Origin of the sequence: Actinocorallia longicatena (genome assembly GCF_039534125.1) — a bacterium.
Taxonomy (GTDB): domain Bacteria; phylum Actinomycetota; class Actinomycetes; order Streptosporangiales; family Streptosporangiaceae; genus Actinocorallia; species Actinocorallia longicatena.
The window spans coordinates 359,918-381,194 of record NZ_BAAAUV010000002.1 but is presented as its reverse complement, the minus strand read 5'-3'; the positions used below and the strand labels follow the sequence as shown (position 1 = coordinate 381,194).

The 21,277-nt window shown below is 72.1% G+C and carries 20 protein-coding genes; 12 read left to right on the top strand and 8 right to left on the bottom strand.

Annotated elements, in window-relative coordinates:
• The first annotated feature begins 88 nt into the window (after positions 1-88).
• From hutH to ABD785_RS04720, 4 genes are read left to right on the top strand one after another with little or no spacing between them, the layout of a single operon-like run.
• A complete protein-coding gene (gene hutH, locus ABD785_RS04735; RefSeq protein WP_344822494.1) occupies positions 89-1,648 on the top strand; it encodes a histidine ammonia-lyase in 1,560 nt (519 codons plus the stop codon).
• A 10-nt stretch (positions 1,649-1,658) separates the two neighbouring features.
• Positions 1,659-3,308, top strand: coding sequence for a urocanate hydratase (gene hutU, locus ABD785_RS04730; RefSeq protein ID WP_344822492.1), 1,650 nt, complete (start codon positions 1,659-1,661; stop codon positions 3,306-3,308).
• Positions 3,308-4,498: an allantoate amidohydrolase gene (locus tag ABD785_RS04725; protein ID WP_344822490.1), complete on the top strand. Its 1,191-nt coding sequence runs from the start codon at positions 3,308-3,310 to the stop codon at positions 4,496-4,498. Before hutU ends, ABD785_RS04725 begins: the two co-directional genes overlap by 1 nt.
• A gap of 3 nt (positions 4,499-4,501) precedes the next feature.
• Positions 4,502-5,851, top strand: coding sequence for a formimidoylglutamate deiminase (locus tag ABD785_RS04720; RefSeq protein WP_344822489.1), 1,350 nt, complete (start codon positions 4,502-4,504; stop codon positions 5,849-5,851).
• Here the strand turns inward: ABD785_RS04720 and ABD785_RS04715 are convergent.
• The 3 genes from ABD785_RS04715 to ABD785_RS04705 form a co-directional block, all read right to left on the bottom strand.
• Positions 5,848-7,086, bottom strand: a complete 1,239-nt coding sequence (locus tag ABD785_RS04715; protein ID WP_344822487.1) for a cytochrome P450 — start codon at positions 7,084-7,086, stop codon at positions 5,848-5,850. The genes ABD785_RS04720 and ABD785_RS04715 overlap by 4 nt on opposite strands.
• The gene (locus tag ABD785_RS04710) at positions 7,083-8,438 is read right to left on the bottom strand and encodes a glycoside hydrolase family protein (RefSeq protein WP_344822485.1); all 1,356 of its coding nucleotides are present in this window, start codon (positions 8,436-8,438) and stop codon (positions 7,083-7,085) included. Before ABD785_RS04710 ends, ABD785_RS04715 begins: the two co-directional genes overlap by 4 nt.
• A 222-nt stretch (positions 8,439-8,660) precedes the next feature.
• A complete protein-coding gene (locus tag ABD785_RS04705; RefSeq protein WP_344822483.1) occupies positions 8,661-8,885 on the bottom strand; it encodes a hypothetical protein in 225 nt (74 codons plus the stop codon).
• A 95-nt stretch (positions 8,886-8,980) separates the two neighbouring features.
• On the opposite strand from ABD785_RS04705, the gene ABD785_RS04700 reads away from it, so the two are divergent.
• On the top strand, positions 8,981-9,763 hold the full coding sequence (locus tag ABD785_RS04700; RefSeq protein WP_344822481.1) for a GntR family transcriptional regulator: 783 nt from the start codon (positions 8,981-8,983) through the stop codon (positions 9,761-9,763).
• 59 nt (positions 9,764-9,822) lie between these two features.
• Entirely contained in the window at positions 9,823-12,009 is a 2,187-nt protein-coding gene (glgB, locus tag ABD785_RS04695) for a 1,4-alpha-glucan branching protein GlgB (RefSeq protein ID WP_344822480.1), read from the top strand.
• Here glgB and ABD785_RS04690 read toward each other — a convergent pair.
• Positions 12,006-12,812, bottom strand: a complete 807-nt coding sequence (locus ABD785_RS04690) for an NUDIX domain-containing protein (protein WP_344822478.1) — start codon at positions 12,810-12,812, stop codon at positions 12,006-12,008. The two genes, glgB and ABD785_RS04690, sit on opposite strands and share 4 nt — an antisense overlap.
• 119 nt (positions 12,813-12,931) lie before the next feature.
• Here ABD785_RS04690 and ABD785_RS04685 point away from each other — a divergent pair, with 119 nt between their 5' ends.
• The 4 genes from ABD785_RS04685 to ABD785_RS04670 all read left to right on the top strand — a co-directional run bounded on the left by ABD785_RS04685 (position 12,932) and on the right by ABD785_RS04670 (position 17,338).
• Positions 12,932-14,563 carry a serine/threonine protein kinase gene (locus ABD785_RS04685; protein ID WP_344822477.1) on the top strand — a complete coding sequence of 544 codons (1,632 nt, stop codon included), beginning with the start codon at positions 12,932-12,934 and terminating at the stop codon, positions 14,561-14,563.
• Positions 14,564-14,649: 86 nt separating this feature from the next.
• Positions 14,650-15,126 carry a PaaI family thioesterase gene (locus ABD785_RS04680; protein WP_344822476.1) on the top strand — a complete coding sequence of 159 codons (477 nt, stop codon included), beginning with the start codon at positions 14,650-14,652 and terminating at the stop codon, positions 15,124-15,126.
• A 9-nt stretch (positions 15,127-15,135) separates the two neighbouring features.
• Positions 15,136-16,830 carry a signal peptide peptidase SppA gene (gene sppA, locus ABD785_RS04675; RefSeq protein ID WP_344822475.1) on the top strand — a complete coding sequence of 565 codons (1,695 nt, stop codon included), beginning with the start codon at positions 15,136-15,138 and terminating at the stop codon, positions 16,828-16,830.
• 31 nt (positions 16,831-16,861) lie between these two features.
• Entirely contained in the window at positions 16,862-17,338 is a 477-nt protein-coding gene (locus ABD785_RS04670) for a flavin reductase family protein (protein ID WP_344822474.1), read from the top strand.
• Here the strand turns inward: ABD785_RS04670 and ABD785_RS04665 are convergent.
• Complete coding sequence (locus tag ABD785_RS04665; protein WP_344822472.1) at positions 17,319-17,630, bottom strand: cupin domain-containing protein; 312 nt, start codon at positions 17,628-17,630, stop codon at positions 17,319-17,321. The two genes, ABD785_RS04670 and ABD785_RS04665, sit on opposite strands and share 20 nt — an antisense overlap.
• 51 nt (positions 17,631-17,681) lie before the next feature.
• On the opposite strand from ABD785_RS04665, the gene ABD785_RS04660 reads away from it, so the two are divergent.
• Positions 17,682-18,224 carry a hypothetical protein gene (locus ABD785_RS04660; protein ID WP_344822470.1) on the top strand — a complete coding sequence of 181 codons (543 nt, stop codon included), beginning with the start codon at positions 17,682-17,684 and terminating at the stop codon, positions 18,222-18,224.
• A 27-nt stretch (positions 18,225-18,251) separates the two neighbouring features.
• On the opposite strand, the gene ABD785_RS04655 is transcribed toward ABD785_RS04660, so the two are convergent.
• Complete coding sequence (locus ABD785_RS04655) at positions 18,252-18,794, bottom strand: ferritin-like domain-containing protein (RefSeq protein ID WP_344822468.1); 543 nt, start codon at positions 18,792-18,794, stop codon at positions 18,252-18,254.
• A gap of 50 nt (positions 18,795-18,844) precedes the next feature.
• Positions 18,845-19,987 (bottom strand): imidazolonepropionase, encoded by a 1,143-nt coding sequence (gene hutI / locus ABD785_RS04650; RefSeq protein ID WP_344822466.1) that lies wholly within the window; start codon positions 19,985-19,987, stop codon positions 18,845-18,847.
• Between the two features lie 163 nt (positions 19,988-20,150).
• Between hutI and ABD785_RS04645 the strand changes: the two genes are divergently transcribed.
• Positions 20,151-20,612: a MarR family winged helix-turn-helix transcriptional regulator gene (locus ABD785_RS04645; RefSeq protein WP_344822464.1), complete on the top strand. Its 462-nt coding sequence runs from the start codon at positions 20,151-20,153 to the stop codon at positions 20,610-20,612.
• Between the two features lie 47 nt (positions 20,613-20,659).
• On the opposite strand, the gene ABD785_RS04640 is transcribed toward ABD785_RS04645, so the two are convergent.
• Complete coding sequence (locus tag ABD785_RS04640) at positions 20,660-21,277, bottom strand: hypothetical protein (RefSeq protein ID WP_344822462.1); 618 nt, start codon at positions 21,275-21,277, stop codon at positions 20,660-20,662.

Here is a 21,277-nt window from a genome sequence, read left to right as displayed (position 1 = left end):
CGATTGTCTCGTATCCGAGACGGACGCCTTCCGCCAGGGGTGATGTGATCATGAATGCGCCTGTCCAATGGAGGGCATGGAGACGGACATGGGGGGAACAGGGGCGGGCGCACCGCTGATCGAGATCGGCCCGGGAGCACTGACGTTCGAGCAGGTCACCGCCGTGGCTCGCGGCGGCGCTCTGGTCGGGATCACCAGGGAGTCGCTGGCGGCGATGGCCGCCTCGCGGGCCTCCATCGACGAGCTGGCCGCGCGGCCGACGCCCGTCTACGGGGTCTCGACGGGGTTCGGCGCGCTGGCGACCCGGCACATCGATCCGGCGCTGCGCGCCAAGCTCCAGGTCTCGCTGGTCCGGTCGCACGCGGCGGGCAGCGGGCCCGAGGTCGAGCGGGAGGTCGTGCGCGCGCTGATGCTGCTGCGCCTGTCGACCCTCGCCACCGGCCGCACGGGCGTGCGGCCCGGCACCGCGCTGACACTGGCCTCGATGCTCAACGCCGGGATCACCCCGGTCGTCCACGAGTACGGCTCGCTCGGCTGCTCCGGCGACCTCGCGCCGCTCGCGCACTGCGCGCTGGCGCTGATGGGCGAGGGGACCGTCAGGGACGGCGCCGGCGACCTGGTCACCGCGGCCTCGGCGCTGGAGGCCGCGGGCATCGAGCCCGTCACCCTGATCGCCAAGGAGGGCCTGGCCCTCATCAACGGCACCGACGGCATGCTCGGCATGCTGGTCCTCGCCCTGGACGACCTGCGCGGGCTGCTGAAGCTCGTCGACATCGCCACCGCCATGTCGGTCGAGGCGCTGCTCGGCACCGACCGGGTCTTCGCCGCCGACCTCCAGGAGCTGCGCCCGCACCCCGGCCAGGCCGTCTCGGCCGCCAACCTGCGGGCCCTCCTCACCGACTCCAAGATCATGGAGTCGCACCGGGGCCCGGACTGCACGCGCGTCCAGGACGCCTACTCCCTGCGCTGCTCGCCGCAGGTCAGCGGCGCCGCCCGCGACACCGTCGGCTACGCCTCGCTGGTGGCCTCCCGCGAGCTGGCCTCCGCCGTGGACAACCCGGTCGTGCTGCCCGACGGGCGGGTGGAGTCCAACGGGAACTTCCACGGCGCGCCCGTCGCCTACGTCCTGGACTTCCTGGCCATCCCGGTCGCGGACGTCGCCTCGATGTCCGAGCGGCGCACCGACCGGATGCTCGACAAGGCCCGCAGCAACGGCCTGCCGCCGTTCCTGGCCGACGACCCCGGCGTCGACTCCGGTCACATGATCGCCCAGTACACGCAGGCGGCGATCGTCGCGGAGCTGAAGCGGCTCGCGGTCCCGGCCAGCGCCGACTCGATCCCCTCCAGCGCCATGCAGGAGGACCACGTCTCGCTCGGCTGGAACGGGGCGCGCAAGCTCCGCAGGGCCGTCGACGGGCTGGCCAGGGTCGTCGCCATCGAGATCCTCACCGCGGCCCGCGCCCTCGACCTGCGCGGCCCGCTGCGGCCGTCCCCGGCGACCTCGGCCGTGGTCCGCGCGCTGCGCACCCGGGTCCCGCCGCCGGGACCCGACCGCCACCTGGCCCCCGAGATCGAGGCCGCCTTCCGGATGGTCCAGGACGGCTCCCTGCTCGACGCCGCCGAGTCCGTCACCGGCCCCCTCTCCTAGGAGTCCGCTCATGACCTGCACCCCCGTCCGCGCCGCGCGCGGCACCACGCTCACCGCCAAGGGCTGGCAGCAGGAGGCCGCCCTGCGGATGCTGAACAACAACCTCGATCCCGAGGTGGCCGAGCACCCCGAGGCGCTCGTCGTGTACGGCGGCACCGGCAAGGCCGCCAGGAACGTGCCCTCCTACGAGGCGATCGTCCGGTCGCTGACCTCGCTGGAGGGCGACGAGACGCTGCTGGTGCAGTCGGGGAAGCCCGTCGGGATCTTCCGGACGCACGAGTGGGCGCCGCGCGTCATCCTCGCCAACTCCAACCTGGTGCCCGACTGGGCGAACTGGGAGGAGTTCCGGCGGCTGGAGTCCCTCGGCCTGACCATGTACGGGCAGATGACCGCCGGTTCGTGGATCTACATCGGGACCCAGGGCATCCTCCAGGGCACCTACGAGACGTTCGCGGCCGTCGCGGCGAAGCGGTTCGGCGGCACCCTCGCCGGGACGATCACGCTGACGGCCGGGCTCGGCGGGATGGGCGGCGCCCAGCCGCTGGCCGTCACGATGAACGGCGGCGTGGCGATCTGCGTCGAGTGCGACCCGTCGCGGATCGACCGCCGGGTCGAGCACGGCTACTGCGACGTCCGGGTCGACGACGTGGCCGAGGCGCTGCGGCTGGCCGTCGAGGCCCGGGACCTGCGCCGCCCGCTGTCGATCGGGCTGCTGGGCAACGCCGCCGAGATCCTGCCCGAGCTGCTCGCCGCCGGGGCCCCGGCCGACATCGTCACCGACCAGACCTCCGCGCACGACCCGCTCTACTACCTCCCGGCGGGCGTCCCGTTCGAGGAGATGGCGGCGCTGCGCGTGAAGGACCCCCAGGGGTTCACCCAGCGGGCGCGGCAGTCGATGGCGGCGCACGTCGAGGCGATGGTCGGGTTCATGGACGCCGGCGCCGAGGTCTTCGACTACGGGAACTCCATCCGCGGTGAGGCCCAGACCGCGGGGTACGCCCGCGCCTTCGCCTTCCCCGGCTTCGTGCCCGCCTACATCCGGCCGCTGTTCTGCGAGGGCAAGGGCCCGTTCCGCTGGGCGGCGCTGTCGGGGGAGGCCTCGGACATCGCGAAGACGGACCAGGCGATCCTCGACCTGTTCCCCGAGAACGAGCAGCTCGCCCGCTGGATCAGGATGGCGGGGGAGAAGGTCAGGTTCCAGGGGCTGCCGTCGCGGATCTGCTGGCTCGGCTACGGCGAGCGCGACCGGGCGGGCCTGCGGTTCAACGACATGGTCGCGAGCGGTGAGCTGGCCGCTCCGATCGTGATCGGCCGCGACCACCTCGACTGCGGCTCGGTCGCCTCCCCGTACCGCGAGACCGAGGCCATGCTCGACGGTTCCGACGCGATCGCGGATTGGCCGTTGCTCAACGCCATGATCAACACGGCTTCCGGGGCGTCCTGGGTGTCGATCCACCACGGCGGGGGCGTCGGCATCGGCCGCAGCATCCACGCCGGGCAGGTGTCGGTGGCCGACGGGACCCCGCTGGCCGCCCAGAAGCTCGAGCGCGTGCTCACCAACGACCCCGGGATGGGCGTCATCCGGCACGTCGACGCCGGCTACGACGCGGCCAGGGAGGTCGCGGCCGACCGCGGCGTCCAGATCCCGATGGGCTCGTAGTGGGCTTCGCGGAGCTGTGGGAGTCGCTGCTGACGGTCGGCGGGGACGCGGCGGCGGGCTACCGCCGGTTCACCTGGAACGACGCCGAGCTGGAGTGCCGGGCGTGGTTCCGGCGGGAGGCCGCGGCCCGCGATCTCGCGGTCGAGGAGGACCGGAACGGCAACCTCTACGCCTGGTGGAGCCCCGGGGGCGCCGCGGGCAGGGCGGTGCTGACCGGGAGCCACTTCGACTCCGTCCCCGGCGGCGGGGCCTTCGACGGGCCGCTGGGCATCGTGTCGGCGTTCGCCGCCCTCGACCTGCTGCGCGAGCGCGGGTTCAGGCCGTCCAGGCCGGTGGGGATCGCGGCGTTCGCCGAGGAGGAGGGCGCCAGGTTCGGTGTCGCCTGCCTCGGCTCACGGCTGCTCAGCGGGGAGATCGACGCGGAGCGGGCGCGCGGGCTGACCGACGCCGGCGGGATCACCTTCGCCGAGGCCGCCGCCGCCCACGGGCTCGACCCCGCCCTCCTCGGCCGCGACGACGAGCGTCTCGGCCGGATCGGGTGCTTCGTCGAGCTGCACGTCGAACAGGGCAGGGCGCTGGACGTGCCGGTCGGGGTGGCCAGCGCGATCTGGCCGCACGGCCGGTGGCGCCTGGACTTCCACGGCCACGGCGACCACGCGGGCACCACCCGGCTCGCCGACCGGCGCGATCCGATGCTGCCGTTCGCGCACGCAGTGATCGCCGCCAGGGAGGCCGCCGAACGCCACGGGACGCGGGCGACGGTCGGCAAGGTCGAGGTCGAGCCCGGAGGCGTCAACGTGATCGCCTCCCGGGTGACGGCCTGGCTGGACGCCCGCGGAGCCCGTGACGAGAGCGTCCGGGAGACCGTCGCCGACGTCCGCAGGACCGCGGAGGAGACCGCGGAGGGCCACGGGGTGGGCTTCGCCCTGCGCGAGGAGTCCTACACGGCCGTCGTCGACTTCAACACCGCGCTGCGCGACCGCCTGGCCGCCGCCCTGGGCGGGGTGCCCGTCCTGCCGACCGGCGCGGGCCACGACGCGGGCATCCTGTCGGCCCACCTGCCGACGGCGATGCTGTTCGTCCGCAACCCCACCGGCGTCTCGCACGCCCCCGCCGAGCACGCGGAGCCCGGGGACTGCCTGGCCGGGGTCGAGGCCCTGGCGACGGTCCTGGCCGAGCTGGCCGGGTAGACCATGGACGCACGCTGGCATGCCGAGCTGGCCTGGCTCGGCGACGGAGTGGCACGCGACGTCCTCCTCGAGGCCCGGGGAGGGCGCTTCACGGCGGTCGTGCCGGGCGTGCCCGCCCCGGAGGGGGCGGTGCGCCTGCGCGGCCTCACCCTGCCCGGCCTGGCGAACGCCCACTCTCACGCCTTCCACCGGGCGCTGCGCGGCCGCGCCCAGACCGGCACCGGGACGTTCTGGACCTGGCGCGAGCAGATGTACCGGATCGCCGCCCGGCTGACCCCCGAGAGCTACTTCGAGCTGGCGCGGGCCGTCTACGGGGAGATGGCGCTGGCCGGGGTGGCGTGCGTCGGGGAGTTCCACTACCTGCACCACCGTCCCGGCGGCACGTCCCACCCCGACCCGAACGCGATGGGCGAGGCGCTGATCGCCGCGGCCTCCGACGCCGGGATCCGCATCACGCTCCTCGACGCCTGCTACCTGGCGGGCGGCATCGGAAAGCCGCTGGAGGGCCCCCAGGTCCGCTTCGGCGACGGCACGGTCGAGGGCTGGGCTCGCCGCGCCTCCGCCCTGCACGCGAGGACCGACGGGAACGGCCACGCCAGGATCGGCGCGGCGATCCACTCCGTGCGGGCCGTCCCGCGCGAGGACCTGCGCACCGTGGCCGCCTGGGCACGCGACCGCGAGGCCCCTCTGCACGTCCATCTCAGCGAGCAGCCCGCCGAGAACGAGGACTGCCTGGCCGCCCACGGCCTCACCCCGACGGGCCTGCTCGCCGAGGCGGGCGCCCTCGGCCCGCGGACGACCGCCGTCCACGCCACCCACCTCACCACCGACGACATCGGCCTGCTCGGCGCCACCACGACCGGCGTCTGCATGTGCCCCACCACCGAACGCGACCTCGCCGACGGCATCGGCCCCGCCCTGCTCCTCCGGTCGGCGGGCTCCCCCCTGTCCCTCGGCTCCGACCAGCACGCCGTCATCGACCTGTTCGAGGAGGCCCGCGCCCTGGAGCTCAACGAGCGCCTCGCCACCCGCAACCGCGGCAACTGGACGGCCGGAGAGCTGCTCACCGCCGCCACCTCCACCGGCCACGCGGCCCTCGGCTGGCCGGAGGCGGGCCGCCTGACCCCCGGCGCCCACGCCGACCTCGTCACGGTCTCCCTCGACTCGATCCGCCTGGCCGGCACCGCCCCCGCCCACGCCCCCGAATCCGTGGTCTTCGCCGCCACCCCCGCCGACGTCACCACGGTCGTCATCTCCGGCCGCGAGGTCGCCCGCGACGGCGCCCACCGCCTCATCCCGAGCCTCCCCGCCGCCCTCGCGGCGGCCGTCACCGAGGCCACCGCCCCTGGCTAGAACGCGAACGGCTGGCAGACGACGCCGTTGTCGAAGTTCGACAGGAGGAGTTCGGGGTCGTCCGTGGTGCGGATCGCGGGGAGGCGGGTGAAGAGCTCGCGGAACATGATCTTCAGTTCCATGCGGGCGAGGTTGGCGCCGAGGCAGAGGTGGGGGCCGGGGCCGCCGAAGCCGACGTGGGGGTTGGGGGAGCGGGAGATGTCGAAGTCGTCGGGGTCGGTGAAGACGGCGGGGTCGCGGTTGGCGGCCTGGTAGAGCATGACGACCTTGTCGCCGGCCGCGAAGGAGTGGCCGCCGAGGGTGTAGGGCTCCTTCAGGGTGCGGCGGAACTGGATGATGGGGGAGACGTAGCGGACGATCTCCTCGATCGCCGGGCCGATGCGGGCGTCGTAGTCCTCCAGGAGGAGCTCGCGCTGCCCGGGATGGTCGGTGAACAGCTTCAGGCCGTGCGCCAGGGCGTTGCGGGTGGTCTCGTTGCCCGCCACCAGCAGCAGGTCGAAGAAGGAGCCCAGCTCGCGGGTCGTGAGGAACTCTCCGTCGACGTTCGCGTTGACCAGCGCGGAGACCAGGTCGTCCTGCGGGGCCCCGCGACGCTCCCGGCCCATCTTCGCCACCAGCCGGTGCAGGTCGACGATCGCCTTGAGGTTGCCGAGCAGCAGCCGGATCGTGCGCGGGCTGAAGAGGGAGCCGCGCACCCCCGAGTACTCGGTCATCACGTCGATGCGCTTGAGCACGTACGGGCGCCGCTCCGGCGGGACGCCCATCATCGCGCAGATGACATGGATGGGCAGCCGGGCCGCCACCTGCTCCACGAAGTCGCGGGCGCCCTCGCGCTCCAGATCGTCCACGATCATCGTGGCGGTCGCCTGGATCTCCTCCTGGATCCTCCCGAGCATCTTCGGGCTGAACGCCCGCGACACCACCCGGCGCAGCCGGCCGTGGCGCGGGTCGTCCATGTTGACCATCGGACGCCCGAACAGCCAGGCGATCCACGGCGGCGGCTCCGGCGACGTCGCGGCGGGCTCACTGGAGAAGATCTTCGCGTTGCGGCTGACCTCGACGACGTCGGCGTGCCGGGTCAGCGCGTAGAAGCCCTTCCCCGCCCGCACCAGCGGGATCCGTGGTTCGGCGAAGAACGGCGGCGACTCCAGCGACCTCAGCCGCGCGAACTCCGCGTGACGCTCCTCGTGCGGACGCTCCCAGAACTCGATGCCGACCAAGTCCGTGCTGCTCACCGGGCGACCCACTTCACCTCATAGGGCTGGAGATCCAGCCTCACCGAACCGACCGTCGTCGAGACCGCCTGGCCGGTGGTGTTGACGGCGACGAACTCCTGCCTGCTCGACAGGACCCGTACCGACTTGGACGCCGCCGCCATGGGCATGAGTTCGGTTCCCGGCTTGAACCACCGCGCGAAGTTCTGGAGCATCTCCAGCGGCGGCAGCCTCCGCCCCGAGGCGTCCCACAGGCAGCCCGCGCACGGGGCCGGGCTCCCCTGCGGGCTCCAGTACAGCGCCCCCGACGCCCCCGACTCGGCGAACTCGATCATCGCGACGGTCTGCACGGCGTTCAGCCGGTCCGCGGGCCACCGGGCGTCCGGGGGCTCCACGTACCACTCCGACCACACGACGGGCAGCCCGCCGCCGTTCGCCCGCAGCCACCGGGTGACCGCGCCGAACTTGCCGGTCGCGGCGAACTCGTCGGCGTGGGCGGTGCGGTCCTCGGGCAGGGTCGAGCCGTCGACGACGACGAAGTCGGCGCCCTTCTTGTTCTTGAACCAGTACTTCAGCGCGTCCAGGGCCCGCTTGTCGGCGGCGCCCCACGCGCCCTTCAGCTCGCCGGAGGATTCGGCCCTGTCGTTGGCGTAGCTGTTGACGACCATGTAGGGGCCGCCGACCTTGGCGTCCGGGTTCGCGGCCTTCACCGCCGTGTAGACCTTGTTGTAGAGCTGGGTGTAGCCCTCGTAGTCCCAGCGGTTCCTGCCCTGGTTGAAGAAGCCCTTGAACTCGTTCCAGACCATGAAGTACTTGATGTCGGGATACCGCTTGGCGACCACGCCGGCCTGCTCGGCGAAGGCGTCGAAGAACGGGGCGGCGGGAGCGTCGTTGAGGTGCGACCAGTCCGTCTTTCCGGCGGGGCCGCCCTTCATCCAGTCCGGCGCGCAGCACAGCGTGATGACGGGGGTGCCGCCGGTCTGCCGCATCTGCTCGACCCGCCGGTCGAGGGAGGTCCAGTCGAAGCGGCCCGGGGTCTCCTGCGGGTTGAGCGCGCCGAAGCCCATGATGTGCTGGGCCTGGAGCAGCGGCTGCGTCGTGACGTTCTGCGCGGCGCCCGGGGTGCTCTCGAGGCTGTTCTCGGTGTGGGTGAAGCCCCAGGCGGGCCAGTCGAACCCCTGGGCGATCTCCCCGACGGGCCTCTCGTCGACCTTCGGCGCGGAGCCGTCGCCGCGGAAGTAGAGGAAGACGGCGGTGGTGAGGATCCCGGCGAGGGCCGCGATGAGGGCGACCATCCAGATCGGAGCGCGGCGGCCGTGCCTGCCGCGGCGGGTGGAGGCGAGATGGCTCGTGGTCTGCGGGGGGCCGCTCAAGGGAGACTCCAGTGCTCGCTGCCGGTCCCTGTCAGGACCTCTGCTCTCTTAGAACGTTCAATCATTTACCCCGGTTCGTCGATACGCGGCGTTCTCATGTCTTTTTCAGGGAGCCGGGAGGCTTACCAAGGAAGGACGCTTCTGTAACTCCTGTCACTGGAGTCTGCCTGAAACGTGATAACCCCGGCCCGGCCCGCCCCCGCAAGCGGACCGGGCCCGGGGTTACCCCTCCTGCTCCTCCGTGTCCTTTCGGGCCTGCTCCGCGAGGAGTTCGCGCAGGCCCGGTTCGTCGTCGGAAGCCAGCGTCATGGCGAATCCCGCCTGCAACTGGGCATCGGTGAGGTCTCCGCTCCTGGTGGCGTACCACCGGCCCGCGTCGCTTCTCCACACCAGCCACCCCGGGTACTCCGCCTCGATGATCGCCTTGAGGTCCTCGAAGTCCCCCATGTGGGTGGTCCCTTCCCCGAGCGAGATGTTCCGTATACAAATGTGAATCGAGGACGGAGAAGCGTCAAGCTGTAGGTAAGTGGAACGTTTCTCCGGTGGTCATAGGGGAGGTGTCGCGACTGGTGCCGAAACCTGCCTATTTGCGGATCGCCGACGAGCTGCGACGGGGCATACGTGACGGGAGTTATCCCCCCGGTGGGAGGCTCCCGACCATTGCGACGCTGTCCACGGCGCATTCCGTGTCCGAGATCGTCATCCGTCAGGCCATCGCCGTGCTGCGCGGCGAGGGCCTCGTCGAGACGCGCCGCGGCGGCGGCACGGTGGTCCGGATCCGGCCACCGGTCCGCCGGGTCGCGATGGACCGGTACCGGGTCGAGACGCAACCGCTGACCGTCCCCGCCACGTCCTTCACCCACGACCAGCGGATCACGTGGAGCGACTACCGCCTCGACCGCGTCTACCGCAGGGTCCGCGCCGACGCGGATCTCGCCGCGCTCTTCGAACTCCCGCCGGGGACGCTCCTGCTGCGCCGCAGGTTCGTCTTCTACGCCAAGGGCGAGCCCCAGCAGATCTCGATCAACTATCTGCCCTGGGACGTCGTCGCCGAGACCCCCGTCGCCGACCCGGCCCGCGAGCCGTGGCCCGGCGGCACCCCCGCCCAGCTGGCCTACCTCGGCCACCCTCCGACCAGGGTCGAGGAGGCCGTCCGGGCGCGGATGCCGACCCCGGAGGAGTCCGAGACGCTCCGCATGACGGGCGGCGTCCCCGTCGTCACCATCACCCGCCGGATGTTCTCCGGCGACCGCGTCCTGGAGGTGTGCAGGGACATCATCATTCCGGCGGACCGGATCGTCCTGGATTATTCGATAGATCTCTGATGTGACACCTCCACCGGGCAGGGCATGGAAACCTTCGTATCCTCGGGAGGGAGTACCGGATGGCACGGGTCACACGCACGGAGATCGACCGGCTGGTCTGCGGAGAACACCATGATCCGCACAGCGTGCTCGGCGCGCATCCAGAGCGCGACGGGGTCACGGTCAGGGCGCTGCGCCCGCTGGCCGAATCGGTCGAGGTGGTGCTTCCGGACGGCCGCCGGCATCCGCTGAAGCACTCCCACGCGGGCGTGTTCACCGGGACCCTGCCGGAGGGCACGGCCCTCGCCCCGCCCTCCGGGGCGCCGACGGCCGTCCCGGAGTACCGGCTCGCAGTCACCTACTCCGGCGGCCCCGAGCTCCTCCAGGACGACCCCTACCGGCATCCGCCGACCCTGGGCGACCTCGACCTGCACCTCATCGCCGAAGGGCGGCACGAGGAGCTGTGGCGCGCCCTGGGGGCACGGGTGCGGACCTACGGGGACGTCTCGGGCACCACGTTCGCGGTCTGGGCGCCCAACGCGAGCGGCGTGCGGCTGACGGGCGACTTCAACCACTGGGACGGCTCCGCCCACCCGATGCGCTCGCTCGGCTCGTCCGGGATCTGGGAGCTGTTCGTGCCCGGCGTCGGGCACGGCGCCACCTACAAGTTCGACGTCCTGGCCGCCGACGGCCAGTGGCGCAGCAAGGCCGACCCGATGGCCCGCTGGACCGAGATCCCGCCGAAGACGGGCTCGCGCGTCCTCGCCGAGGCGCACGAGTGGACCGACGGCGAGTGGATGGACGCCAGGAAGGCCCGCGACTGGGCGGCCGAGCCGATGTCGGTCTACGAGGTCCACCTGGGCTCGTGGCGGCAGGGCCTGTCCTACCGGGAGCTGGCGGAGGAACTCACCGCCTACGTGGTCGAGATGGGCTTCACGCACGTGGAGTTCCTGCCGGTCGCCGAGCACCCCTACGGGCCGTCGTGGGGCTACCAGGTGACGTCCTACTACGCGCCGACCTCCCGCTTCGGCGACCCCGACGACTTCCGCCACCTGGTCGACGCCCTGCACCGGGCCGGGATCGGCGTGATCGTCGACTGGGTGCCCGCGCACTTCCCCAAGGACGAGTGGGCGCTGGCCCGCTTCGACGGCACCCCCCTGTACGAGCACGGCGACCCGCAGCGCGGCGAACACCCCGACTGGGGCACCCTCGTGTTCGACTTCGGGCGCTCGGAGGTCCGCAACTTCCTGGTCGCGAACGCCGTCTTCTGGCTGGAGGAGTTCCACATCGACGGCCTGCGCGTGGACGCCGTCGCCTCGATGCTCTACCTCGACTACTCGCGCGACTCCGGGCAGTGGACGCCGAACGTCTACGGCGGCCGGGAGGACCTGGAGGCGATCTCCTTCCTCCAGGAGATGAACGCGACGGTCTACAAGCGCAACCCGGGGATCATGACGATCGCCGAGGAGTCGACCGCCTGGCCCGGCGTCACCCGCCCGACCCACCTCGGCGGCCTCGGCTTCGGGTTCAAGTGGAACATGGGCTGGATGCACGACACGCTCCGCTACGTCCAGCACGAGCCGATCCACCGCCAGTACCACCACGGCGAGATCACGTTCTCGCTCGTCTACGCCTTCTCCGAGAACTACGTGCTGCCGCTCTCCCACGACGAGGTCGTCCACGAGAAGGGGTCGCTGCTGGGCAAGATGCCGGGCGACACCTGGCAGAAGTTCGCCAACCTGCGCGCGCTGATCGCCTACATGTGGGCGCACCCGGGCAAGCAGCTGCTGTTCATGGGCGCCGAGTTCGGCCAGGGCGGCGAGTGGGCCGAGTCGCGCTCGCTCGACTGGTGGCTGCTCGACGACGACTTCCACGTGGGGATCAGCCGGGTCGTGAAGGCCGTCAACGCCCTCTACAAGGAGATCCCCGCGCTCTGGGACGAGGGCGAGACCGGCTTCCAGTGGATCGACGCGGGTGACGCCGCGGGGAACGTCCTGTCGTTCCTGCGCACCGGCCGCGACGGCTCCCAGCTGGCCTGCGTCGTCAACTTCGCCGGAAACCCGCACGAGGGCTACCGGCTGGGGCTGCCCGAGCCGGGCCGCTGGCAGGAGGTCCTGAACACCGACGCCTACGACTACGCGGGCAGCGGTGTCGGCAACCTCGGCGAGGTGACCGCGAGCGACGAGCCGTGGCACGGCCGTCCCGCCTCGGTCACCCTCCGGGTGCCGCCGCTGGGCGCGCTCTGGCTCTACCGGCCGGCGCCCTAGAGACGGTCGAGGAGCCAGCGGGGGCCGAGCGCGGTCGCCCCGCGCGCCTCGCAGCGGGCCCTGAGCTCGCGGTCGGCGGTGACGACGTAGTAGACGGCGTCGTCACCGATCTGGCCGACGATCGCGTCGTCGCCGCTGCCGGGGGCCGCGACCACCCGGACGCCCGGGACGCCCTCCAGCGCCCTCGCCTGCCCCTCGACCACCAGGACGATCTCGGGAAGGGCCTCGTCGAACGGGGCGAGGGGCACCGGGCCGAGGCCCGCGAGGGAGTCGCGCAGACGGGCGGCGGCGCCGAGACGGTCGCGCCACCAGCCGTCGGGACGCGATCCCATGACGTTCGCCGCGTCCACGACCAGGACGACCTTGGTGAGCATGGTCCGGAGCCTAGGCCAGGACAGCGCGAACGGCCGGAACAACCGCAGCCCGTCGACCTCCTCGATCCGGAACCAGCCCGCGTCCTTGGACTCGCTGGAGGCCGGCCACACCTCGGGCCGGTGCGTCGTGGTGCCGATCACGGCCGTGTAGGACCAGCCGTCGTGGTCCTCGACGGCCAGCCCGTGGGCGGCCACCAGGGAGACGTCGAGTGAACTCTCCTCCGCGGTCTCCCGCAGCGCGGCCGTCACCGCGTCCTCGTGGCCGTGGCGCCCGCCGCCGAAGGTGCCCCACGAGCCGCCGCCGTTGCACCACCAGGCCCGCTGCTGGAGCAGGACGTGCCCGTCGCAGTGCAGCATCAGCCCGGCGGCCCCGTAGCGGCCCCAGTGCATGTGGCCCCGGGCGCATCGGGCGAATCCGTCCCCGTTCATGTCGACCTTTCCCCCCAACCCTGCGTCAAAGGAAGCAGCGTCGCATTCCCCGGGCCCGAACCACTAGGTTGGAAAGTGCCGTGGGGGCGGCCATAGCACGATAAATCGGAGGATTCACCGTGGGCGAACCCCTCAAGCCGGACGACCCGCGCACGCTGGGCCGGTTCACGCTGCGCGAGCGGCTGGGCGAAGGCGGCCAGGGCATCGTCTATCTCGGCCTGGACCCGGAGAGCGGCGAGCGCGTCGCGGTGAAGGTGCTGAAGGCGGCCGACGCCGAGGCGCGGCAGCGGCTGGAACGCGAGATGAACGCCGTCCAGCGGGTCAGGCGGCGGTTCTGCATCGCCAGGGTGATCGATTTCTCCTTCGAGGGGCAGCGGCCGTTCGTCGTCAGCGAATACGTCGAGGGCCCGTCGCTGTACGAGCGCGTGGCGCAGTCGGGCCCGCTCCGCGACGGAGACCTCGAACGCCTGCTGGTGAACACGGCCACGGCGCTGATCGCGATCCACCAGTCGGGCGTGGTCCACCGCGACCTCAAGCCCGCGAACGTCCTGCTCGGCCCCGACGGCCCGCGGGTCGTCGACTTCGGCATCGCCCGCCCCGTCGACCAGCACACCCGCAGCGGCCAGCTCGTCGGGACGCCGTCCTACTTCGCGCCCGAGCAGCTCAACGGGGTGCCCGCCTCGCAGGCCTCCGACATCTGGGCGTGGGCCTGCACGATGGTCTTCGCCGCGACGGCCTTCCCGCCGTTCGGCCCCTTCCCCGACGACGGCCCCAACATCGCGGCGATCCTCAGCCGGATCATCCGCGAGGAGCCGCGCCTCGGCCACGGCCTGGACGAGTGGGAGCCGCTGCTGAAGCGCTGCCTCGACAAGGATCCCGCCCGCAGGCCGACCGCGCGTCAGGTCCACGATCTGATCCTGGAGTCCGACCTCGACATCGAGCCGCCGCCCGTCCCGGCCGAGCCGCCGGTCTCCTCCTGGCAGCCGCCGCCCACCCCGGGCTTCCCGGCCGCCGCCCCCTCGATCCCGCCGCGCCCGCCCGCGGACCTGCCGGGAGCGGTGCCGCTGGGCACACCGCAGCCGCCCTCGTCCTGGCGGCCGCCCGGCCCGCCCGGGTCGCGCGACTTCACCCAGGAGCGCACGCCGGAGCCGTCGATCCCCGAGGCGCTGCCGCCGGAGCCCTCGGTGCCGCCGCGCTTCCAGGAGACGATCCCGCCGGGGAACACCCCGCCGCCGTTCTCCGCCACCCCGCCCCCGTTCCCGACGACCCCGCCGCCCTTCCCCGGCGTCCCGGCCCGCCCGCCGGCCGGACGGCGCCGGTCGAAGACGGGACCGGTCCTCGCGGGGCTGGTCGTCGTCCTGCTGCTGGCCGGCGGCGGATTCTGGTTCCTCGGCCGCGAGGGCGGCCCGGGCGGCGGCAGCGGCATCCCGGCGTCCTTCAAGGGCACCTGGACGGGCGAGGTCCGGGTCAGCAACGGCCTGTACGGCAACCATTCCTACGCCACCTCGCTCACCCTCTACGAGGGCGACACCAGCGCCGACGCCCAGCTCACCGGCCCGTCGGTCTGCCCCCTGACGCTCGGTTACCAGAGCACCAAGGGCTCCTCCCTCGTCTTCGACGCCACGGGCGGCATCGCCAAGGAGTGCCCCAGCGGCAAGATCACGCTGACCCGCGACGGCGACAAGATCGCCTTCCGGATCACCGGACCGGGTCCCGTGACGGGGGACGGCACCCTGACCAAGCAGAACTAGGTGACCGAGCAGAACTAGGTGACGAAGCAGAGATGGGTGACCAAGCCCACACGAATCCCGTTCGGTCGAACGGTTATCGTCGGGCGATGCAGGATCTCTGGAACACCCTGACCGGCGCCGAGTTCATCCAGGCGATGGCCGACGGCCGCCTCCCCCCGGTCGCCGACGTCTCGACCTACATCGGCCAGGTCGTCGAGAAGGCGGAGCCCGGCCGGATCGTCCTGGCCTGGACGCCGGAGGAGAAGCTCTGCAACCCCGGCGGCCTGGTCCACGGCGGTTTCATCGCGACGATCCTCGACAACGCGGTCTGCCTGGCCGCCGCGAGCGCCGGCGACCTGTTCCTGCCGCAGCTCACCCTGAGCCTCAACGTCGACTACCTGCGGCCGGTCACCGCGGACGTCACCTACCAGGTGGTCGGGACCGTGGTCCACGGCGGCCGCACCCGCACCGTCAGCACCGCCACCGTCTTCGACCCCTCCGGACGCCCCTGCGCCACGGCCACCGCCAGCGTCACGGGCAATCAGGCGTTCGCCCGTGAACGCAAGGTCACGACCGACGCGTAGTGTTGGCTCATGGATCCTCTGAAGGCGCTCGGAACCGTCAAAGAACTCCATGATCGGCGCAATGCTCCGTTGATCCTGGAACTCGATCTCTCCGAGGGCGTCGTGGAGGGGTCACCGCCCGACCCGCTGTCGGCCCTGCTGTCGATGCGGCGCACCCATCTGCGGGACGTCCTGGACGGCCTGCGGAAGGCCCGCCGGGATCCCAAGGTCAAGGCGCTGGTCGTCAAGATCTCCGGGGGAGTGGGGCTGGCGCTGGCCCAGGAGCTGCGGGACGCGGTGGCCGAGTTCCGCGCGGCGGGCAAGCTGACCGTCGCCTGGTCGGAGACCTTCGGCGAGACCGGGCAGGGGACCTCCTCCTACTACCTGGCGTCGGCGTTCGAGAAGGTCTTCCTCCAGCCGTCCGGGGACGTGGGGTTCACCGGGGTCGCGCTGTCGGAGCCGTTCCTGAAGGACGCGCTCGACAAGGCGGGCGTGGAGTTCAGGTTCGGCAAGCGGGCCGAGTACAAGACCGCGCCGAACATGTTCCTGGAGGACTCCTACACCGAGGCGCACGCCGAGGCGTCCGAGCGCCTGGTGGCCTCGATCGGCGAGCAGATCGTCGACGGGGTGGCCGCCGCGAGGGCGCTGCCCGCCGGCAGGGTCAGGGAGCTGGTCGACCGGGCGCCGCTGACGGCGGAGGAGGCCCTCGAGGAGGGCCTGGTCGACGAGCTGGGCTACCGCGACGAGGTGTACTCCTACGTCCGCAGGTCCGCGGGCAAGGACGCGGTGCTGCGGTTCGTGACCCGCTACAACCGCTCCGGCATCGCCGACAGGCTCCCCAACCGCAAGGAGCCGGACCTCGTCGCGCTGGTCAGCGCCCAGGGCATGATCAAGCTCGGCCGCAGCGGCCGCAGCCCGATCCCCGGGCAGGGCGGTGCGGTCGGCTCCGACACGCTGTCCGCCGCGATCCGCTCGGCCGTCCGCGACCCCCGGGTGAAGTCGATCGTGCTGCGGGTGAACAGCCCCGGCGGCTCCTACGTCGCCTCCGACGTCGTCTGGCGCGAGATCGTGCTGGCCCGCAAGGCGGGCAAGCCCGTGGTCGTGTCGATGGGCAACCTCGCGGCCTCCGGCGGCTACTTCATCTCGATGGCCGCCGACACGATCGTCGCCCAGCCGGGCACGCTCACCGGGTCCATCGGCGTCTACACCGGCAAGCCGGTCTTCAGCGACCTGCTCCAGAAGCTCGGCGTCTCGTTCGGCAGCACGGCGTTCGGCGAGCACTCCCAGATCTACACCACCACCCGCGACTTCACCGACAGCGAGTGGGACAAGATCAACTCTTCGCTGGACCGGATCTACGCGGACTTCACCACCAAGGCGGCCGAGGGCAGGAAGATGGCCCTCGACGTGCTGGAGCCGCTGGCCAGGGGCCGGGTCTGGACCGGCGCGGACGCCCGCGAGCGCGGCCTCGTCGACGAGCTCGGCGGTCTCGACCACGCCCTGGACGTCGCACGCAAGGCCGCGGGGCTGCCCGCCGACGCCCCCGTCCGCAGCTTCCCGCAGAGCAGCCCGCTCGACCGCTTCAAGCCGCCGGAATCCAGCGACGACCGCTCGGCCGCCTCGGCCCGCATCGAGGCGTGGGGCTCCCTGTCGGGGGTCGCGGCCCGGCTCGGGCTGCCCGCGGCGGGACCGCTGGTCCTGCCGGGCGTCTGGGACCTCAGGTAGCGGAGCGAGCGGGCATCGGGGGAGAAGCAGAGTGCTGACGCCGCAGGACTTCACGGCCGCCCTGGCGTCCTTCGCCACGGGAGTCGCCGTGGTGACCGTCCGTGACGGCCGCGACGATCTGGGCAGCACGATCACGGCGTTCACGTCGGTGTCGATGGACCCGCCGATGGTGCTGATCAGCGTCGCGGCGGCGTCCTACCTGGCCGAGGTGCTGCACCGGCAGCCGCGCTGGGCGGTGACGGTCCTCGCCGCGGCCCAGCGCGCCCTGGCGGGCCGCTTCGCCGCCGAGGGCCGCCCGTCCGCCCGGCTCCTGCTGGGCGGACAGCCGCACCACCGGGGGCCCAAGTCCGACGCCCTGGTGATCGAGGGCGGGCTGGCCGCGATCGAGTGCGAGACGCGGGTGCGGCTCCCGGCCGGCGACCACGTCCTGTTCGTCGCCGAGGTGCTCGGCGTCGACTACCTGGCCCGGCAGGATCCCCTGATCAGGGTCAACCGCCGCTACCGGTGATCTGGTAGACCTTCCGCAGCCGCTCGTGGACGTGCCAGGTGGTCCGCGCGCCCTTGTCGAAGACGCAGACGTCACCGGGGCCGACCTCGAGCGTGGGCCCGTCCTCGATCACGATGGTGGCGCGGCCCTCGATCACCACGAAGATCTCGTCGGCCTCGATGTCGGTGGCGGTGCCGGGCTCGATCTCCCAGATGCCCCGCTCGACCCCGCCCGCCTCGTGCAGGACGGCGGCGGCGGTCCCGTCGCCCGACGCTTCGAGCACGGCATCGGCGACGTGCACAACGAACGACATGAGTCTCCCTCGCGATTCGGCTTTCCGGCGAGGGTAGTGCAGGGTGGGGGAATGGGCGGATTCGGGTCCCGGCAGCTCACGCTGGCGCTGATGCACAGGATGCGCGATCTCAACGCCGGACGCGTCGAGGACGCGCTGCGCGAGATGGACGCCTCCCGCGCCGAGATCCGTGCGGCCCACACGATGTGGACCAGGTGGGCGCACTCCAGGACCGCGCCGAAGGGCGTCCGGGCCTTCCGGGCGGCGCTGGGCCCGCCGCTGTCGACCTCGGTCAGGGACTTCGGCGACCTGCCGTGCGAGGTGGCCACGTGGAAGCTCGTCCACTGGCCGGACTTCGAGTTCGAGCTCCTGCTCGGCCCGGACGGGCGGCTGTGGAACCAGTGGTTCGTCCGGGCCGGTGAGCCGAAGGCGATCGCGTTCGCCGATCTGGCCCCCTGGACGGCCGTCGTCTCCGACGTGGGGGCCTCGTTCGAGGGCGCCGAGCACGTCGAGGGCTCGGCGCCGCACCACTGGGCGGTCGACTTCACCCACGAGGGTGAGGCCCACCGTGCCCTGTTCGTCTACGGCCTGCTCCAGCGGGTGGACCGCCGGTAGCACGCCGCCGGTAGCACTCGCCGTGTCCTACGACAGGTCCCTCGGGAGGCGTTCGAGGAGGCCGCGCAGGTCGTCGGCGTGCTCCTCCTCCTGGGAGAGCAGGTTCTCGAAGACCCGCCGGGTCGTGGGGTCGCCGTCGCCGAGCCACTGGACGATCTCGGTGTAGGACTGGACGGCCACCCGCTCGGCCACCAGATCCTCCTTGATCATCTCTATGAGGTCGAGGCTCTCGTCGTACTCGGCGTGGGAGCGGGCCGTCAGGGTGTCGGGGTTGAAGTCCGGTTCCCCGCCGAGCTGGACGATCCGCGTCGCCAGCAGGTCGGCGTGCTCCTGCTCCTCGGCGGCGTGCTGCCGGAACTCGGCCGCGACGCCCTCCGCGTGCAGTCCCGTCGCGGTGTAGTAGTGCCGCTTGTACCGCAGGACGCAGACCAGCTCGGTGGCGAGAGCCTCGTTGCACACCTGGATGACCCGGTCCAGATCCGCGCCGTAGGCCTCGGTGATCGGCCCCTTGCCGATCTCCTGCCGCGCCCGTTCGCGCAGGGTCTTCACGTCCGTCAGAAATTCAGCCATGCTTGCGCCTCCCTCGGTGTTCGCCAGGCGCCGTACCCGCTGGGCGGGAGCTACACCTGCCGGACGCCCCGCGCCCACACCGCGGCCGTCAGGGGGACCCCGGGACGGTAGGCCAGATGGAGCTGTGAGGGGGCGTCCAGGACCTGGACGTCGGCCCTGGCCCCGACGCCGAGATGGCCGACGTCGGTGCGGCGCAGGGCCTTCGCCCCGCCCGCGGTGGCGGCCCACACGGCCTCCCGCGGCGTCATCCCCATGTCCCGGACGGCCACCGCGATGCAGAACGGCAGGCTGGAGGTGTAGCAGGAGCCGGGGTTGCAGTCCGAGGCCAGGGCCACGGTCACACCGGCGTCGATCAGGCGGCGGGCGTCGGGGTAGGGCTGGCGGGTGGAGAACTCCACGCCCGGCAGCAGGGTGGCGACCGTGGAGGAGCCGGCGAGGGCGTCCACGTCGGCTCCGGTGAGGAAGGTGCAGTGGTCGGCCGAGGCCGCGCCGAACTCGACCGCGAGGCCCACGCCCGGCCCGGGGCCGAGCTGACCGGCGTGCAGCCGCGGCACCAGGCCCTTCGCGACCCCGGCGGTGAGGATCTCCCTGGTCTGGTCGCCGTCGAACGCGCCGCGCTCGCAGAACACGTCGATCCAGCGGGCGTGCGGCGCGCAGGCCTCCAGCATCGGGCCGGTCACGAGGCTCACATAGGCGTCGGCGTCGCCCGAGGGGACGACGTGCGCGCCGAGGAAGGTCACCTCGTCGGCGACCCGCCCGGCGATGCGCAGGGACCTGGCCTCGTTCTCCACGTCGAGCCCGTAGCCGGACTTGCACTCGACGGTCGTCGTCCCCTGCCGGGCCATCTCGGCGACGAGGCGGCGCAGGTTGGCCTCCAGGGCCTCGTCGGAGGCGGCGCGGGTGGCGGCGACGGTCGTCCTGATCCCGCCCGCCGCGTAGGGCTCACCGCTCATCCGGGCGGAGAACTCCTCGGCCCGGTCCCCGGCGAACACGAGATGGGCGTGGGAGTCCACGAACCCGGGCAGCACGGCCCGTCCCGCGGCGTCGAACCGCTCGTCGGCCGGGGGCGCCTGCGCGGAGTCCCCGACCCAGGCGACCTTCCCGCCGTCCAGGACCAGGGCGGCGTCCCGGAGCACCCCGATCCCTGGATCGTTGGTGACCAGCTCCGCGATGTTCGTGATGACCGTGCTCACGCCCCCACCCTTCCATCCCCCTCCCCGCGCCCCCGGCCGTCTTCCCCCACGCCCGTCTCAAATCCGAGACCGGGCCCGGATGGCCCGGCGCGCAATAGTTGCATACGCGTTATAAGTGCAGGCGCTGATAGTATGGGGGTGGTCACGCGGAAGGAGGGTGCCGATGACGGCCACCGATCCGGTGCTCACCGGCCTGGCTCAGGGGTGGTGTGCGCTCTCGCTGCTGCACGGGCGGATCGAGAACCACGTGGAGCGGGCGTTGCAGGCGGCGCACGAGCTGAGCGTGCGGGAGTTCTCGCTGCTCGACGTGCTGAGCCGCCAGCACGACGGGCCCGGCGGCCATCTGCAGATGAAGCAGGTCGCCGACGCCGTGGTGCTCAGCCAGTCCGCCACCACCCGGCTCGTCACCCGGCTGGAGGACCGCGGGCTGCTCGCCCGCTACCTGTGCCCGACCGATCGGCGCGGGATCTACACCGACGTCAGCCCGTCCGGGCTCGCGCTCCTCGAGGCCGCCCGCCCCACCAACGACCGGGCGCTGCGGCAGGCGCTCGACGAGGCGGCGGCGGACCCCGTCCTGGCGCCGCTGGTGCGGACCGTCGAGTCGCTCTCCGCGACCACGGCCTGAGCGACGCGGCCGCGCCCCCGCCAAGGCGGAGGCCGCGGCCGGTGACGCTACTTCTTGACGAGCTTCAGGTAGAGGTGGACCGTCTCGCTCATGCGGCCCCACTTGCGGATGTCGCGCAGGTGCAGCTTCTTGGTCTTGGCGTCGCAGAGGTACACGGCCCGGTACATGACCGGCGTGTCGAACTGCTTCTTCTTGATGTGGTCGGAGACCTTCCAGTAGCCCCAGGAGGCCTTGACCGGCTTGGTGTTGAGGCCGGTGCCCTTGGCGGTGCCCTTCGCGGACTTCGGCGCGGTGTGCAGCTTGCCCTTGGCGTTGCCGGTGAGCTTGGCCTTCAGGGTCAGCCCGCCGCCGAACAGCTGCTCCCAGCCGGCCTTCTTGACCTTGCCCTCGTACCCGGTGAAGTACTCCTTCTTGGAGCCCCGGAAGTCGTAGGCCAGCTTGGTGGGCGTGATCTTGACCTTGATCCCCGCCATGCCCCTGTAGGTGACCTTCGTCTTCTTGCCCGCGTCGGTCGTCCCCTGGATGACGGCCGTGACGCCGGTGACCTTCCACAGGCCCGTCGCGCACTGCACGGGGGCCGCCTGGGCGGCGCCGCCGACGCCGACGACGCTCCCGGCCACGAGACCACCGGCAATAACAATTTTCGCCAAGTTCACATTCTTCAC

Excerpts from the sequence above, each read along its gene's own strand:
- hutH (WP_344822494.1), top strand. The coding sequence starts at position 89 with ATGGGGGGAACAGGGGCGGGCGCACCGCTGATCGAGATCGGCCCGGGA.
- hutU (WP_344822492.1), top strand. The coding sequence starts at position 1,659 with ATGACCTGCACCCCCGTCCGCGCCGCGCGCGGCACCACGCTCACCGCC.
- ABD785_RS04720 (WP_344822489.1), top strand. The coding sequence starts at position 4,502 with ATGGACGCACGCTGGCATGCCGAGCTGGCCTGGCTCGGCGACGGAGTG.
- ABD785_RS04705 (WP_344822483.1), bottom strand. The coding sequence starts at position 8,885 with ATGGGGGACTTCGAGGACCTCAAGGCGATCATCGAGGCGGAGTACCCG.
- glgB (WP_344822480.1), top strand. The coding sequence starts at position 9,823 with ATGGCACGGGTCACACGCACGGAGATCGACCGGCTGGTCTGCGGAGAA.
- ABD785_RS04690 (WP_344822478.1), bottom strand. The coding sequence starts at position 12,812 with ATGAACGGGGACGGATTCGCCCGATGCGCCCGGGGCCACATGCACTGG.
- ABD785_RS04680 (WP_344822476.1), top strand. The coding sequence starts at position 14,650 with ATGCAGGATCTCTGGAACACCCTGACCGGCGCCGAGTTCATCCAGGCG.
- sppA (WP_344822475.1), top strand. The coding sequence starts at position 15,136 with ATGGATCCTCTGAAGGCGCTCGGAACCGTCAAAGAACTCCATGATCGG.
- ABD785_RS04665 (WP_344822472.1), bottom strand. The coding sequence starts at position 17,630 with ATGTCGTTCGTTGTGCACGTCGCCGATGCCGTGCTCGAAGCGTCGGGC.
- ABD785_RS04660 (WP_344822470.1), top strand. The coding sequence starts at position 17,682 with ATGGGCGGATTCGGGTCCCGGCAGCTCACGCTGGCGCTGATGCACAGG.
- ABD785_RS04655 (WP_344822468.1), bottom strand. The coding sequence starts at position 18,794 with ATGGCTGAATTTCTGACGGACGTGAAGACCCTGCGCGAACGGGCGCGG.
- ABD785_RS04645 (WP_344822464.1), top strand. The coding sequence starts at position 20,151 with ATGACGGCCACCGATCCGGTGCTCACCGGCCTGGCTCAGGGGTGGTGT.